This window comes from Bradyrhizobium sp. USDA 4510 (assembly GCF_054059095.1).
This window is the reverse complement of record NZ_JBSSBT010000001.1, coordinates 1,925,990-1,941,373: the sequence shown is the minus strand read 5'-3', so window position 1 is coordinate 1,941,373 and position 15,384 is coordinate 1,925,990. Positions and strand designations below refer to the sequence as shown.

The following is a 15,384-nucleotide window of genomic DNA, read 5'->3' as shown; positions in this document are numbered from 1 at the left end:
CGCATGTTACCCTCCCCGCGATTTCCCGGCGCACGCATGCCGCGCGACGACGCTCAATGCGTCAGCACGATAGACACCTGGATCTGGCCGCGCGTGCGCAACACTTCGAGCGACACCTCGTCGTCATGGCGGCGCAGCCTCAGATCGACGCTGGAAGCGCCGAGTCTAAGGTCGCGCAGCACCACGTCGTTGAGGAACTCCGGCAGCCGCGGATCGCGCAACCTAATCTCGCCGCGCGCGGTGTCGAACTCGAGGCCGAGCGCCGCCTCCAGCAGCGTGAACGGCGTCGCGCTCGCCCAGGCCTGCGGTGCACAGGCCACGGGATAGAGCACCGGGCCGCGCCGGCGCTCGCGGCGGAAGCCGCAGAACAATTCCGGCAGCCGCCGCAGTTCCATATAGCTCGCGGCGTCGAACAGGCCCTTGAACAGATGCGCGACCGAATGCTTGAGGCCGTAGCGGGCAAATCCGAGCGCGATCAGCGCATTGTCATGCGGCCAGATCGAGCCGTCGTGATAGGACATCGGGTTGTAGCGCACTTCGCCCGCGGCGACGGTGCGGATGCCCCAGCCCGAGAAGAACTTCTGGCTCATCAGATCGGCGGCGACCCGCCGCGCGCGGTCTTCCCGCACCATACCGGAAAACAATGCCTGGCCGGCATTCGACGTGCGCACCTTGCAGGGCTGCTTGGCGCCGTCGAGCGCGACCGCATAGGTGCCGAGCTCCTCGCACCAGAATGCTTCCTCGAACCGCTCGCGCAGCCGCTCGGCCTCGGCTTCCAGCTTCGCAGCCTTGTCGGCAAAGCCGAGCTTGCGCGCCGCGCGCGCGGCAAGCTGCTTGCCGGCAAACACGTAGCCCTGCACTTCCGCGAGCGCGATATTGCCCTCGGCAAGCGTTCCGTCGGCGTGGAAGATGGCGTCGAACGAATCCTTCCAGCCTTGATTGCGCAGCCCCTCCTCGGTGGCGCGCTGATATTCGACGAAGCCGTCACGGTCGGGATCGCCCGGGCCGTCGATCCATTGCAAGCCGGCCTCGACCGCGGGCCACAGCTCGCGCAGCGTCTCCAAATCGCCGGTGCGCTCCAGATAGAGCCCGGCGAGCAGCACGAACAGCGGAGTCGAATCGACGCTGCCATAATAATGCGCGAACGGCACCTCACGAAGCGCGGCCATCTCGCCGCCGCGCATCTCGTGCAGGATCTTGCCTGGCGCGGCATCGGCCAGCGGATCGACCGCCTTGGCCTGGAACAGCGCGAGCCGCTTCAGCACGCCCTTGGCGATCCGTGGATCGACCCACAGCATCTGCAACGCGGTGATCAGCCCGTCGCGGCCGAACGTCGTCGAATACCAGGGAATGCCGGCATAGGGGTAACGGCCCTGCGGCGTCTCGGTCATCAGCATGTTGAGGTCGGCCATCGCCTGGCACAGCACCTCGTTGAAGATGTTGTTCGAGGTCTCGATGCTGGCTGCGCCGGCCGACGAAGTCCGCATCTCGCGGCGATGCGCCAGCAGGCCGCGGAAGAACGGCACCGGCTTCTGCATGATCGGCTTGTTGCAGGAGACCGCGACGAACAGCGACGTGACCTGCCCCGGCTCGAGATCGAAATGATAGGTCGCCGCGTTGACCGACAGCCGCGTCGGCCGCGGATCGAAATGCAGCGCGGTGATCCGCGTCTGCTCGTCGAGGCCGCAATATTCCAGCACCACGTCGGTCGGGCCGAGCAGCTTGCTCGAGCCGATGCCCCGCCGCGGCCGGCGCTCGCCGCGCACTTCGAACAGATCGGCAAAGTCATTGTCGAACAGCAGCGTGAGATCGAAGCTTGCGGCATGATCGCCGTGATTCTGCAGGCCGATGCGCTGATAGGCCGTGCCGCGCCACAGAAAGATCGAGCGCACGATATGCAGCGTGTCCTTCGGCAGCGTGAGGCGGTCGTCGCGATAGACGTCGGAATTGGTAAGGTCGACCGTCAGCGCCGAATTGTCGTCGCGCATGTTGGAGCCGAGCAGGAGCGGCTGCACGTCCTCCAGCACCATTTCCAGCCGCGCCAGGTAGCGGGTGTCGGCGTTGAACAGGCCGTCCGGCCCGCCGGCCGAGGCGCCGATGTCGCCATGGCTGTCGAGCACGATGAAGGTGTCGTCATGCTTGAGCGAGCGCCGCGGCCGCGCCGCGGGCCCGGTCATCGGAATGTAGAACGGCGATTCGGCGACGTGCTCCGTGATGCGAGCGGTGATGATCTGCGTAACGACGTCAGCTGCCATCTGAACCTCTGGCGACTTTGCTTGGCCCGTATCCTGGTTCGAACGAACGCACCGGAACGCACAAACGCACTTGACGACGCGGGGTCAGGCCGCGCTGGTGGAAAGTCGGCCCATTTCACGCGCGACCAGGTCGCGGTAGGGGCCCCTTCCCTTCACGAGGATATCGGGCGGACCGTCCTCGACGATCCGGCCGCCCTGCAGCACAAGCACGCGGTCGAAGCTGCGCAACGTCGCGAGGCGGTGCGCGATCGCGACCACGGTACGCCCGCGCATCAGCCGCGACAACGCCTCGCGGATCGCCTCCTCGGAGTCGGCATCGAGCGCCGCGGTGGCCTCGTCGAGCAGCAGGATCGGCGCATCCTTCAGGAAGGCGCGCGCGATCGCGATGCGCTGGCGCTGGCCGCCGGAGACCTTGACGCCGCGATCGCCGACGATGGTGTTCATGCCCTCGGGCAAAGTTTCGATGAAGTCGCAGCGCGCCGCGATCGCCGCCCGCAGCACCTCGTCGTCGGTGGCGTCCGGCCGGCCGTAGCGGATGTTCTCCAGGATCGAACGGTGGAACAGCGAGATATCCTGCGGCACCACCGAGATTGCGGCGCGCAGGCTTTGCTGCGTGACGCGCGAGATGTCCTGGCCGTCGACGGTGATGTTGCCCTGCTCGACGTCGTAGAAGCGCTGCAGAAGGGTAAACAGTGTTGACTTGCCGCCGCCGGAGTGGCCGACCAGGCCGACCCGCTGGCCGGGCTGGATGCGCAGGCTGAAGCGCTCGAACACCTGCAGGCCGCCGGGATAGCGGAACGAGACGTTGTTGAAGGCGATCGCGGCGCCGCTCTTCACCAGCGCCTCGGCCTCCGGATGGTCCTTCAGCTCGTGCGGCTGCAGCAGCGTCGCCAGCGCCTCGGTCAGCCGCGCGACATGCTGGGTGACGTCGACCAGCGCGACCGCGAGATCGCGGGTGGCGCTGAGGATCGAGATGCCGAGCGTGCAGACCAGCACGACGTCGCCGGTGGTCGCCGCGCCCTGCTGCCAGAGGCTGAGCGCCCAGGCCAGCATCGCGATGGTCAGGATGACGGTCACGCCGGCGTGAATGAGACGAAGCTTCTCGAGGTAGCGCAGGGAACGGCCACGCGCGACGAGTTCCCGATTGACGGTCGCATCGAAGCGTTCGTGCTCATAGCCGAGGCCGCAGAACGCGCGTACCAGCGGCAGGTTGTTGATGACGTCGACCATTTCGCCGTCCACGGCGGCCGCCCTGTTGGCGAAATCGTCATGCAGCGGCCGGCCGGCGGCGGCGATGCGGAACATGGCCACCACCATGGTTCCGGCGATCAGGATCAGCACTGCTGACATTGTCACGCTGACTGTTCCAACCAGGGCGATCGCCGCGAAGGTCGCGATGCAGGGCGGCAACACGTTCCATACGAACATATTCTCGACGGTGAACACCGCGTTCGAGGTCGCCGTGATCCGGCTGGTCAGCATGCCCGGCAGCCGGTCCGTGAAATAGCTCGGCGCGTGGCCGGTGAGATGGCGGAACATGTCGCGGCGAAGATCGCCGGTGACGCTGACAAAGGTGTAGCTCGCGGTCCAGCTCGCGATCCGCCACAGGAAGTTGTCAGCTGCAATCAGTGACATGAGCAGAGCGAATGCCAGCCATACGCCGTTCGCGGCCGACGGCCCTGCCGACAGCGCATCGACCAGATTCTTCACGCCGTATTGCGTGCCTACCGAGCAGGCAACCGCCGCAACAACGGCTGACAAAATCACAACATGCGACGGCAGACGCCGGCGCAGATAGCGCAACACAAAGGGAAACGGACGATGCGCGTATCCTGACAGATGGTCCATGACGTCCTGCAAAGCTGTTGAAGGTGAACGAGAAAATTCTAGTCGAAGCTCTCGCGCACGATGACGTGAAGGGCGGCGGTGGGATTCCTTGATGCAGCCATCACTGCGCAACAATTTTGCAACGCTGGCATAGGCAAAACCGTGTTGGAGCGTGATGGCATCAGCAAGACCACAGTGTGATGGAAGAAAGAAGCGGCAGATCTCCCACATCTAAGGAACCTCGCACGTGCGAGAACGTTCCCGTCTTTGGCATGTCGGTGCCATCTGAGGGCTGAGGGTAGTTCATTCCACATTACAAACAGGAGACGGAGAGATGCGCATCGCGCAGGTTGCCCCGCTGACGGAGGCTGTTCCCCCCAAGCTCTACGGCGGCACCGAACGGGTCGTGCACTGGCTGACCGAAGAACTTGTAACACTTGGACATGACGTGACGTTGTTCGCCAGTGGCGATTCTCAAACCTCCGCGAAGCTCGATGCGACCTGGCCGAAGGCACTGCGGCTCGACGGCTCGGTCCGCGATCCCAATGCGCTCCACATGGTGATGCTGGAACGCGTGCGGCAGAAGGCCGACGACGAGGAGTTCGACTTCCTGCACTGCCATCTCGACTATTATCCGTGGTCGCTGTTCGCGCGGCAGCCGACGCCGTTCGTCACCACCTTGCACGGACGGCTCGACCTGCCGGAGCATCAGCCGGTCTTCAACACCTTCTCGAAGATTCCGGTGATCTCGATCTCCAACGCGCAGCGGCGGCCGGTGCCGCAGGCGCATTGGGTGCGCACCATCCATCACGGCCTACCGGAGAATCTGCTGACGCCGCAACCGGCGAAGCCGTCCTATCTCGCGGTACTCGGGCGCATCGCGCCGGAGAAAGGCGTCGATCGCGCGATCAAGATCGCAACCCGCTGCGGCATTCCGCTGAGGATCGCGGCTAAGGTCGATCGTGCCGACCAGGAATATTACGATGAGTTGATCAAGCCGCTGATCACCAGCAACCCGTTGGTCGAGTTCATCGGCGAAATCAGCGACCGCGAGAAGCCGGATTTTCTCAGCGGCGCGATCGGGCTCCTGGTTCCGATCGACTGGCCGGAGCCGTTCGGCCTCGTGATGATCGAAGCGATGGCCTGCGGCACGCCCGTCATCGCCTATAACCGCGGCTCGGTGCCGGAGATCATCGAGGATGGCCTGACCGGCTTCATCGTCGAGGACGAGATCAGTGCGATCTCCTCCGTCGGCCGCCTAGGAACGCTCAATCGCGACGCGATCCGCAAGCAGTTCGAGACCCGCTTCACCGCGCGGCGCATGGCGCTCGACTATCTCGCCGCCTTCCGCGGCCTGATGGAAGCCGAGCCGCGCTTCAAGCTGGTGGCCAGCGCAGAGTAGCAGTTGCAGCGGCCGATCGAATGATCCGGCGGGCCGGCCGGCACCATCCGTGCCGGTCCGTCGGGTCGTTCGATTGTCAATAATACCGTCGTGAGCGGCGGCAACTCTCACGCAGCAAAACACTACGCATGCCCGCGTCGCACGATTGCTGCGACGCACCAGCGATGACAGGTTTCCCCATCAGTTCGGCTGATATCGCCTTTGCGAATGCCAAATTACGTGCTCTTATGCGCCGCGCTTGAGCAAAAAATAATAAGCGAGCGGACGGAGCAACCGTGCCGAGATCGCGCAGGGGGAACGTTATGACAGGGGACCGCAAGCCGTCGGCCATTAATAATGCCGCACCGACCAGAGCCTCACAAAACAAGCTGAACCGCCGCAAATTCCTCGCCAAGACCGGCGGCGTGCTGGCGGCAGGCGCGTTCGGCGCCGTTCCGCTGCGCGGCTGGGCGGCCGATCCGATCAACATCGGCGCGCTCTATCCGACCACCGGCAGCATGGCGCAGATCGGCGTCGGCTGCGTGGCTGCGGCCAAGCTCGCGGTCGACATGGTCAACGAGGCCGGCGGCATCAAGTCGCTCGGCGGCGCCAAGCTCAACCTCATCGTCTCGGACGTGCAGAGCGACACCACGGTGACGCGCACCGAGACCGACCGCCTGATCACGGGCAACAAGCTGTCGGCGATCCACGGCTGCTATGCCAGCGCGCTGACCTTGATCGCGAGCGAAGTCTGCGAACGGGCGAAGGTCCCGATCATCACCGGATCGAGCTCCGATCAGCTCAACAAGGGACGCACCTACACCTTCACGCCGTTCGCGCGCGCTTCGCAGTTTGCCAAGGCGCAGCTGCAGATGGCCAAGCTGGTCAGCGAGCAGGCCAAGGTCGCCGTAATCTTCGAGAACACCGCGTTCGGCACCTCGACCTCGAACGGGCTGAAGGAGCTGGCGCCGGGCGAAGGCGTCGAGATCGTGATGTTCGAGCCCTACTCGGCCGGCTTCACCGACGCGAGCCCGCTGATCAACAAGGTCAAGGCCTCCGGCGCCAACACGCTGTTCTCGCTGTCCTATCTCAACGACCTCATCCTGATCGTGCGCACCGTAAAGCAGGTCGGGCTCAACATCGCGATCAACGGCGGCTCCGGCGGCTTCGTGATGCCGGACTTCTACAAGAATGTCGGCAATGCCGCCGAGGGGCTGCAGGGCGTTGCGCACTGGAACCACGACGTCAGCGACGACGCGCAGAAGGTGAATGTCGAATTCAAGAAGCGCACCGGCGAGTTCGCGTTCGAATATGCCGGCGGCCTGGTCGCGCAGACCTTCATGCTGGCCGACGCGCTGGAGCGCGCCGCCTCCGCCGATCCCAAGAAGGTGCGCGAGGCGCTCTCGACGCTCGATGTTTCCTCGGGCTTTGCTGCGATGGCGCCGGGCGGCAAGGTGAAGTTCGGGCCGGACGGCAAGAACGTCTACGGCCGCCCGGTCGGCGTGCAGTGGCAAAACACCGATCTCGTCAGCGTCTTCCCGAAGGAAGACGCCCGCGCCCCGCTGATGAAGACCTGAACCGCGGTCGCATCGCATGTGGGAGACACTGGCCCAGGCCGTGATCAACGGCCTGCTCATCGGCGGCATCTACGCGCTTGTCAGCATCGGCGTCACGCTGATCTTCGGCGTGGTCAAGATCGTCAACTTCGCCCAGGGCGAGTTCGTGATGATCGGGATGTATATCTCGTTCTTCCTCGCCACCCAGTTCGGCATCGATCCACTGGTCTCGCTCGTGGTCTCGATGCCGGTGCTGTTCCTCGCCGGCGTCCTGATCCAGCATTTCCTGATCCGCAGGGTGCTGGGGCCGAACGACATGCCGCAGATCTTCCTGACCTTCGCGCTGTCGCTGTTGCTGCTCAATCTCTCGCTGATGTTGTTCAGCGCCAATTACCGCACAGTCCACACGTCCTATTCGGATGCGGCGTGGCATATCGGCGGGCTGTACATCCCGGTGGCGAAACTGATCGCCTTCGCGGTCGCGATGGCGCTAAGCGGGCTGCTGTGGGTATTCCTGCACACCACCGATCTCGGCCGCGCGATGCGCGCCGCATCGCAGAACCGCGACGTCGCGATGCTGATGGGGATCAATCCGAACCGCGTGTTCGCGGTCGCGTTCGGCACCGCGCTGGCGCTCGCGGGCGCCGCCGGCTCGCTGCTGATGCCGTTCTATTCAGCCTATCCATTCGTCGGCCAGGTGTTCGTGCTGATGGCGTTCGTCGCGGTCGTGATGGGCACGCTCGGCAATGTGATGGGCGCGCTGATCGCAAGCCTGATGATGGGCGTCGCGGAATCGCTCGGCATCCAGTTCGTCGGCGCCGATTCCGGCTTGATCGTGGTGTTCGCGCTGCTGCTGCTGACGCTCGCGTTCAGGCCGAGCGGGCTCGGCGCCAGGAGGGGCCGGTGATGCAGACGTCCAGCAACTTCAAATGGCTGTGGCTCGCGATCGGGGCGGTCGTCATGCTCGCCTTGCCCCAGCTCGTCACCTCATCGTTCGCGATCGACATCTTCATCCGCATCCTGCTGTTCTCCTTCATCGGCGTCGCCTGGAACCTGATGGGCGGCTACGCCAAGCAGCTGTCGCTCGGCCACGCCGCCTATTTCGGGCTCGGCGCCTACACCTCCACCATCATGCAGGTGAACTACGGCATCTCGCCCTGGATCGGGATGATCGCGGGCGGCGTGGTCGCGATGCTCGCAAGCCTGCCGATCGGCTGGCTCTGCTTCCGCCTGCGCGGTCCCTATTTCACCATCGCCACCATCGCGACAGCCCAGGTGCTGATGCTGATCTTCCTCAAGTTCCGCGACTTCGCCTGGGGCGCCGAAGGCACCACGATCCCGAACCTCGGCAGTGCGCCGTTGATGATGCAGTTCGAGGAAAAGTCGTCGTACTATTACGTCGTGCTCGGCCTGCTCGTGGTCGGGCTGTGGATCACCTACAGAATCGAGAAATCCTGGATCGGCTACTATCTCGTCGCGATCGGCGAGGATGAGGACGCCGCCGAGGCGGTCGGTGTCAACGCGCCGAAGGTCAAGCGCGACATCTACATGATCAGCGCGTTCCTGACCGCGCTCGCCGGCACCTTCTACACGCAATACATCTACTTCATCGATCCCGCGACCGCGTTCAGCTTCAACGTCTCGATCGAGGCGGCGCTGGTGTCGATCGTCGGCGGCATCGGCACGCTGTGGGGACCGGTGATCGGCACCGTGCTGCTGGAGACCACGTCGGCGCTGCTGCAAAGCTGGCTCGGCAGCTCGGTCGGCGGCATCCAGCTCACGGTCTACAGCCTGATCCTGATGGCTGTCATCCTGTGGCGGCCGACCGGACTGATCGGGTTCGCGACCGACATCTATCACCGCACCGCCCGGCGCAAGCCGGCGCGCGCCTGAGGTCGTCGCGATGGCAGAAGCACTCGTCATCAAGGGTCTCAGCAAGCGCTTTGGCGGCCTGCGCGCCGTGCAGGACGTCAGCTTCACGGTGCAGGAGAACGAGACGGTCGCGCTGATCGGGCCGAACGGCGCCGGCAAGACCACGAGCTTTCATTTGATCACGGGATTTCATCGGCCGGATTCCGGCTCGGTGCTCGCCTTCGGTCACGAGATCGTGGGGCTCAAGCCGCATGATGTCTGCGCGCTGGGCCTTGCCCGCACCTTCCAGGTGGCAAAGCCGTTCGGCGCGATGACCGTGCTCGCCAATGTGATGACCGGCGCGTTCCTGCGCGACCGGCATATCGCGGCCGCGCGCAACAAGGCGCTCGAGGCGATCGAGTTCGTCGGCCTCTCCGTCAAAGAGCAGACCCCGGCCAAGGACCTCACCACCATCGACCAGCGCCGGCTGGAAATGGCCCGCGCGCTGGCAACGCAGCCAAAGATCCTGCTGCTCGACGAGGTGATGGCCGGACTCAACCCGGCCGAGATCGACCAGGCGGTGGCGCTGGTGAAGAAGCTCTCCGCCAGCGGCCTCACCATCGTGATCGTCGAGCATGTGATGCGCGCGATCATGGCGGTGGCTCGCCACATCGTGGTGCTCGACCACGGCCAGAAGATCGCCGAGGGCGCGCCGAAGGAGATCGTGGAGAATCCGGAAGTGATCCGCGCCTATCTCGGCTCCTATGTGCATCCGCCGGCGCAGGGAGACGCCCATGCTTGAGCTCTCGCGCGTCAGCGCCAGCTACGGCTCGGTCCCTGCCATCACCGATGTCAGCATCTCCATTGGCGAGGGCGAAGCCGTCGGCCTGTTAGGTGCCAACGGTGCCGGCAAGAGCACGACGCTGCGCGCCGTCTCCGGCCTCGTCAAGCTGTTCGGCGGCAAGGTCACGTTCGACGGCGTCGACCTCGCCACGCTGCCGCCCTACCGGATCCCCGAGCTCGGCATCGCGCATGTGCCGGAAGGCCGCCAGGTGTTCCCGGAAATGACGGTGCAGGAGAATCTCGAGATCGGCGCCTACACGCCGAAGGCCAGGGCGGATCGCGCGCGCACGATGGAGCTCGTTTACAGTATCTTCCCGCGGCTCGCCGACCGCAGGAAACAGTTCGCCGGCACCATGAGCGGCGGCGAGCAGCAGATGCTCGCGGTCGGCCGCGGCCTGATGCTGAAGCCGCGCCTGTTGATGCTGGACGAGCCCTCGCTGGGCCTCGCGCCTGTGATGACCGACGTCACCTTCGAGAAGATCGGCGAGATCCACAAGATGGGCACCGCGATCCTGCTGGTCGAGCAGAATGTCAGCCGCGCGCTGTCGCTGGTGCAGCGGGCCTACGTGCTGGAAAGCGGCAATGTGATCATGCAAGGCAGCAGCGCCGAGCTCGCGGGCAACAAGCAGGTGCAGGCGGCGTATCTCGGGATTTGAGATACTTGCCAACTCAGTGCGTAAGTTAAGTGCCACGTCATTCCGGGATGGTCCGAAGGACCAGACCCGGAATCTCGAGATTCCGGGTTCGATGCTTCGCATCGCCCCGGAACGACTTCGTCACGTCACCGCCGTCCGCTTCGGCTCGACGATCTCGAACATCCGCGGGAATTCGTCCATCAGCGCCATCAATTCATCGAGCCGCTGCAGCTCGCCGGATGTCTTGATCCTGCCGGCATCGACGGCGTCCGGGAAAGTGGTCAGCTTGGCGATGACCTCGTCCAGCACGCTGCGCGCCAGCGTGAAGCTCGCCTGCGCATCGGCCGCCTGCGCACCCCTAACGTAGGTCAGGGCTGAATTCTCGAGATTGAGCACGAAGGTCTCGCCGGTATCGGTAAAGCTCCAGTTCAGCACGATGCGCTTGCCTTCGGCCTTGGGGCCGTTGAGGCGGATGCCGAGCACGTCCCAAAGCTGCTCGGTGCGCAGCGCAGCCAGCGTCTCGCGCGGCATCGGCGAGCGCGGCGGCGTCTTCGGCATGCCCTGCCGCAGCTCCTGCGCACCGAACAGATAGGCGTTGCGCCAGGTCGAGCTTTCCGCGGCATAGCCGAGCTGCTCGAACGTGTCGGCGAGGAGCGAGCGCGCGGCCTGATTATCAGGCTCGGCGAACACGAGATGGCTGACGGCCTGCGCCACGAAACGGAATTCGCCCTTGGCAAAATCCGCCGCGGCGCGTTTCAGGATCGCGTCGGCGCCGCCCATATACTCGACATATTTCTTGCCGGCCTCGACCGGCGGCAGCGGATCGAGGTTGACCGGATTGGCATCGTACCAGCCGAGATATTTCTGGTAGATCGCCTTCACATTGTGCCTGATGTGGCCGTAATAGCCGCGGCCGTGCCAGGCGCCCTCCAGGCTCTGCGGCAGGCGGATCGTCTCGGCGATCTCGGCTGCATTGAGCCCATGGTTCATCAGACGGATGGTCTGGTCGTGCGCGTATTTGTAGAGGTCGCGCTGCTCGCGGATCATGCTGTCGATCCGCTCCCGCCCCCACACCGGCCAGTGGTGCTGGCCGCACATCGCTTCCGCCTTGCCGCCCCACATCTGCAACGCCTCGCCGAGATATTTCGACCAGGCCAGCGCATCGCGCACATCCGCGCCGCGGAACGGCAGCAGATTGTGGAAATTGTGCGTGCAGTTCTCCGCAAGATTCAGGAGCTTGTAGCGCGGGATGAAGAAATGCATCTCCGCCGGCGCCTCGCTGTTCGGCGCCATCTGGAATTCGAACTCGACGCCGTCGATCACGCGCTTGTCGCCGGTCGCGATGATCAAATCGGTCGGCCGCAGCAGCGCCACGCCGCCCGCCGCCATAGTCTTGCCGAGGCCGCAGTCGACATGGCCGCGCACGCCCTTGGCGAGGAACGGCCCGAACTGGTATTGCGCACGGCGCAGCATCGCCGGCCCCGCGATGATGTTCTCGGAGACCGCATGCTCCATGAAGAGGTTCGGCGCGATGATCGGCACGCCCGTCGCCAGCATAGCGTCGTCGAGCACACCGCGGGCGCCGCCCCAATGGTCGGTGTGGGTGTGGGTGAAGATGACGGCGGCGACCGGCCGCTTGCCGCGGTGCCGGAAGTACAATTCCATCGCGGCGCGCGCGCCCTCGATCGAGGTCAGCGTGTCGACCACGATGACGGCCGTGTCGCCCTCGATCAGGGTCATGTTGGCGATGTCGAGGCCGCGCACCTGGTAGACACCCGGCACCACCTCGAACAGGCCGTGATGCATGTTGAGCCGCGACTGCCGCCACAGGCTCGGATCGACGGTCGCGGGCGCTTTCTCCTCGGACAGGAATCCGTAGGGCTCGAGACTCCAGACCGCCCTGCCCTGGGCCGAGGTGACGCGTGCGTTCTCGATGGTGCCGAGAAAGCCGCGCGCGGCGTCGTCGAAGTCCCTGGTGTCGGCGAACGGCAGCGCCTTCAGCGTCGCCGCGTGCTGCGCGATGACCGGCGCGGATGCCGCCTTCGGACTTTCGTGCGACGTTTCGCTTGCGGTTGTCTGGGCCATACTCAAGCACTCCCTCGATTGGCGGAAATCGGTTCCGATCGCGCTTCCCTCAGCGGAATTGCACGCCCTCGAACTGGCCGCTACGGCGCCAGCCGTCGATATATTTGAAGTAGGCCAGCGCGCCCGAGGGATGGCCGACACTGAGCTTGGCCGCGGGACCGGGCTCACGGCCCTCATTGTTGTAGTAGCCGGGCGTGCAATCCGGCCCGCCGATCATCCGGCCGACGCCAGTCAGCAGCAGTTCGACCCAGCGATCCTCGGCTTCCTTGCTGACCTCGATTTCCATGAAGCCGTTGTCCTGCGCGTGGCCGACCATCAGCGCGATGGTGCGCGCCGCTTCGGTCAGATTGTGTGGCACGTTGGAGATCAGATTGGCGCCCTGGGTCGGCTGCACGAAGAACACGTTGGGGAAGCCGTGCACGTGGATGCCGTGCTTGGTACGCATGCCCTCGGCCCAGTGCTCCGATAGCTTGATGCCGTCGCGGCCGGTCAGATCGAAGCCCGCGCGCCGCTTGTACTCGGTACCGACCTCAAAGCCGGACGCATAGATGATGCAGTCGAGCTGATACTCCTTGCCCGCAACGACGATTCCGTTCTCGGTGATCTCATCGACGCCCTTGCCGTCGGTATCGACCAGATGGGCGCCCGGCGTATTGAACGCCTGCAGATAGGCGTCGTGGAAGCATGGCCGCTTGCAGAGCTGGCCGTACCAGGCCTTGAGATTCCTGGCAGTGTCGGCATCGCGGACGATGGTGTCGACCCGGTTGCGGATTTCCTCCATCTTCTCGAAGTCAGAATCCTCGAACGCGGCCCGCATGTTCTCCACGCTTCGCTGCTCGCGCGGCAGCAGCATGATCTTGGCGCGGATCCGCTTCGACAGGTCGGTCCAGCCGTCCTGCACCAGATCCTCCTCGGCCGATCCGCCGGCCTGGTTGGCGGTGAAATTCTCCAGCCAGCGCTGTTGCCAGCCCGGCGTCGCGATCTCGGCAAACCAGTCGGGATCGATCGGCTCGTTGCCGCGCACATCGACCGACGATGGCGTACGCTGGAATACGTAGAGCTCCTTGCAGGCGCGCGCGAGGTGCGGAATGCATTGCACCGAGGTCGCGCCGGTGCCGATGATGCCGACGCGCTTGTCGGCCAGCTTCTCCATCAGCGCGCCCTTGGGGTCACCGCCGGTGTAGTCGTAATCCCAGCGGCTGGTGTGGAACGAGTGGCCCTTGAAGCGCTCGATGCCGGGAATGCCGGGCAGCTTCGGCACGTGCAGCGGGCCGGTGCCGATGCCGACATATTGCGCGGTGAACGCGTCGCCCCGCGTGGTGCGGATGATCCAGCGCGATTGCGCCGCGTCCCAATCGAGGCTCGTCACCTCGGTGTGGAACAGCGCATTGTCGTAGAGATTGAATTGCCTCCCGATCCGCTGGCAGTGCGCGAGGATCTCCGGCGCATGCGCGTATTTCTCGGACGGCATGTGGCCGGTCTCTTCGAGCAGCGGCATGTAGACCATCGACGCCGTATCGCACTGCGCGCCGGGATACCGGTTCCAGTACCAGGTGCCGCCGAAATCGCCGCCCTTCTCGACAATGCGGACGTCCGTGAGCCCGGCCTCGGTCAGCCGCGCCGCGGTGGCGAGCCCGGCGAAGCCGCCGCCGATAAAGGCGAAGGTGACGTGATCGGTCTTCGGCGCGCGCTCAACGACCGGCGTGTAGGGATCGTCGAGATAATGCGCGAGCTGGCCCTTGATCTGGAGATACTGGTCATTGCCGTCGGGACGCAGCCGCTTGTTGCGCTCCTCCTGATACTTCAGGCGCAGCCTCTCCTTGTCGATCGCGGCGGGCTTTGCGTCTCGGGCTTGCTCGGTCATCGTCATCGGGAGTCGCCTCGCTCCAGCGGTTCCTTGTCCTTATTCCCGGCAGATAAACCGATATCGACACGATTTGCAAATTCATTCCGATATATTGACAAATCAGGCCATCTGCGACCAATATTCCGTATGATAGCATCTTCCCCTGCCGAGACTCAGGCGGCCCCGTCCTTTGCGACCACCCTTGCGCATGGGCTCGATGTACTGGCGGCGTTTCGCCGTCATCCCGGCTCGCTGTCGAACGCCGAACTCGCGTTGCATACCGGCCTGTCGCGGCCGACGGTGTCGCGGCTGACCTACACGCTCGAGCAGCTCGGTTATCTCAGGCGCGACACCAAGGGCCGCTTCGTGCTCGGGCTGGGTGCGCTCGCCGCCGCCTATCCTGTGTTGTCCGCGCTGAAGGTGCGTCAACTGGCACGTCCGCTGATGCGCGACTTCGCGACCTATGCCGGCGGCACGGTGTCGATCGCGATGCCGTTCGGGATCGACTTCATCTATGTCGAGACGCTGCGCACGACGGATACGGCGCCGCACGTGCCCGACGTCGGCTTTGTCAGCACGCTGGCGCCGACCGCGGTGGGGCGCGCCCTGCTGTCGCTGTTCACCGAGGACGAGCTCGGCGCCTATGTCGCGCGCGTCAAGGCCGAGCGCCCCGACGAATTCGATTACGTGCAGAAGCGCACCTTGCCCGACATCGAATTGTGCCGCGAGCGCGGCTTTGCCGTCTCGCTGGGCGAATGGCGGCGCGAGATCTTCGGCGTCGCCGCCCCGCTCTATCGGACGCCGACCGGCGAATGCCTGTCGGTCAATTGCGGCGTCCCCTCCTTCCGCTTCAGCGCCGAGCAGATCGAGCGCGAATGCGGTCCGCGCATCCTCGGACTCGCCCGCAGCATCCGCGCGCTGGTGGAGGAAGGTTAGGCGGCGCGCTGGCGGCACAGGCTGCCTGCCATCGCGCCACGCGACGGCCGCCGCTTCACCTCGCCCCCGCGTGCGGAACGCATCGTTAGATGGGTTCCGGGTGAGGGGGAGCCTCCGCAAACGCAACTATCACTGTATTCGCGGAAGCAGCCCCTCCCCCCCCCCCCTC

Annotated in this window: 11 protein-coding genes; 7 read left to right on the top strand and 4 right to left on the bottom strand. The window is 65.0% G+C overall.

The annotated features are described in order from the left end of the window. Positions 1–53 precede the first annotated feature (53 nt). Both ACVMDN_RS08600 and ACVMDN_RS08595 read right to left on the bottom strand, forming a co-directional pair. Positions 54–2,255, bottom strand: coding sequence for an amylo-alpha-1,6-glucosidase (locus tag ACVMDN_RS08600; RefSeq protein WP_456835341.1), 2,202 nt, complete (start codon positions 2,253–2,255; stop codon positions 54–56). An 84-nt stretch (positions 2,256–2,339) separates the two neighbouring features. Continuing rightward, the gene (locus tag ACVMDN_RS08595) at positions 2,340–4,103 is read right to left on the bottom strand and encodes an ABC transporter ATP-binding protein (RefSeq protein ID WP_076827043.1); all 1,764 of its coding nucleotides are present in this window, start codon (positions 4,101–4,103) and stop codon (positions 2,340–2,342) included. A gap of 313 nt (positions 4,104–4,416) precedes the next feature. Here ACVMDN_RS08595 and ACVMDN_RS08590 point away from each other — a divergent pair, with 313 nt between their 5' ends. The 6 genes from ACVMDN_RS08590 to ACVMDN_RS08565 all read left to right on the top strand — a co-directional run bounded on the left by ACVMDN_RS08590 (position 4,417) and on the right by ACVMDN_RS08565 (position 10,369). After that, positions 4,417–5,484 carry a glycosyltransferase family 4 protein gene (locus ACVMDN_RS08590; RefSeq protein WP_057017535.1) on the top strand — a complete coding sequence of 356 codons (1,068 nt, stop codon included), beginning with the start codon at positions 4,417–4,419 and terminating at the stop codon, positions 5,482–5,484. A gap of 302 nt (positions 5,485–5,786) precedes the next feature. Continuing rightward, positions 5,787–7,040, top strand: coding sequence for an ABC transporter substrate-binding protein (locus tag ACVMDN_RS08585; RefSeq protein ID WP_168857900.1), 1,254 nt, complete (start codon positions 5,787–5,789; stop codon positions 7,038–7,040). Between the two features lie 16 nt (positions 7,041–7,056). Further along, entirely contained in the window at positions 7,057–7,926 is an 870-nt protein-coding gene (locus ACVMDN_RS08580; RefSeq protein ID WP_028334343.1) for a branched-chain amino acid ABC transporter permease, read from the top strand. Continuing rightward, positions 7,926–8,912, top strand: coding sequence for a branched-chain amino acid ABC transporter permease (locus ACVMDN_RS08575; protein ID WP_168857899.1), 987 nt, complete (start codon positions 7,926–7,928; stop codon positions 8,910–8,912). Before ACVMDN_RS08580 ends, ACVMDN_RS08575 begins: the two co-directional genes overlap by 1 nt. 10 nt (positions 8,913–8,922) lie before the next feature. Further along, a complete protein-coding gene (locus ACVMDN_RS08570) occupies positions 8,923–9,672 on the top strand; it encodes an ABC transporter ATP-binding protein (protein WP_076827049.1) in 750 nt (249 codons plus the stop codon). Continuing rightward, a complete protein-coding gene (locus ACVMDN_RS08565) occupies positions 9,665–10,369 on the top strand; it encodes an ABC transporter ATP-binding protein (RefSeq protein ID WP_456835342.1) in 705 nt (234 codons plus the stop codon). The genes ACVMDN_RS08570 and ACVMDN_RS08565 overlap by 8 nt, the downstream gene beginning before the upstream one ends. A gap of 120 nt (positions 10,370–10,489) precedes the next feature. Here the strand turns inward: ACVMDN_RS08565 and ACVMDN_RS08560 are convergent, their stop codons facing one another. Further along, positions 10,490–12,433 carry an alkyl/aryl-sulfatase gene (locus tag ACVMDN_RS08560; RefSeq protein WP_168857897.1) on the bottom strand — a complete coding sequence of 648 codons (1,944 nt, stop codon included), beginning with the start codon at positions 12,431–12,433 and terminating at the stop codon, positions 10,490–10,492. 49 nt (positions 12,434–12,482) lie between these two features. After that, positions 12,483–14,303 (bottom strand): flavin-containing monooxygenase, encoded by a 1,821-nt coding sequence (locus ACVMDN_RS08555; RefSeq protein WP_456835343.1) that lies wholly within the window; start codon positions 14,301–14,303, stop codon positions 12,483–12,485. A gap of 123 nt (positions 14,304–14,426) precedes the next feature. Between ACVMDN_RS08555 and ACVMDN_RS08550 the strand changes: the two genes are divergently transcribed. Further along, entirely contained in the window at positions 14,427–15,215 is a 789-nt protein-coding gene (locus ACVMDN_RS08550; protein WP_456835344.1) for an IclR family transcriptional regulator, read from the top strand. Positions 15,216–15,384: the final 169 nt, after the last annotated feature.

Coding starts and splice junctions, on each gene's coding strand:
- ACVMDN_RS08600 (WP_456835341.1), bottom strand. CDS start 2,255: ATGGCAGCTGACGTCGTTACGCAGATCATCACCGCTCGCATCACGGAG.
- ACVMDN_RS08595 (WP_076827043.1), bottom strand. CDS start 4,103: ATGGACCATCTGTCAGGATACGCGCATCGTCCGTTTCCCTTTGTGTTG.
- ACVMDN_RS08590 (WP_057017535.1), top strand. CDS start 4,417: ATGCGCATCGCGCAGGTTGCCCCGCTGACGGAGGCTGTTCCCCCCAAG.
- ACVMDN_RS08585 (WP_168857900.1), top strand. CDS start 5,787: ATGACAGGGGACCGCAAGCCGTCGGCCATTAATAATGCCGCACCGACC.
- ACVMDN_RS08580 (WP_028334343.1), top strand. CDS start 7,057: ATGTGGGAGACACTGGCCCAGGCCGTGATCAACGGCCTGCTCATCGGC.
- ACVMDN_RS08575 (WP_168857899.1), top strand. CDS start 7,926: ATGCAGACGTCCAGCAACTTCAAATGGCTGTGGCTCGCGATCGGGGCG.
- ACVMDN_RS08570 (WP_076827049.1), top strand. CDS start 8,923: ATGGCAGAAGCACTCGTCATCAAGGGTCTCAGCAAGCGCTTTGGCGGC.
- ACVMDN_RS08565 (WP_456835342.1), top strand. CDS start 9,665: ATGCTTGAGCTCTCGCGCGTCAGCGCCAGCTACGGCTCGGTCCCTGCC.
- ACVMDN_RS08560 (WP_168857897.1), bottom strand. CDS start 12,433: ATGGCCCAGACAACCGCAAGCGAAACGTCGCACGAAAGTCCGAAGGCG.
- ACVMDN_RS08555 (WP_456835343.1), bottom strand. CDS start 14,303: ATGACGATGACCGAGCAAGCCCGAGACGCAAAGCCCGCCGCGATCGAC.
- ACVMDN_RS08550 (WP_456835344.1), top strand. CDS start 14,427: ATGATAGCATCTTCCCCTGCCGAGACTCAGGCGGCCCCGTCCTTTGCG.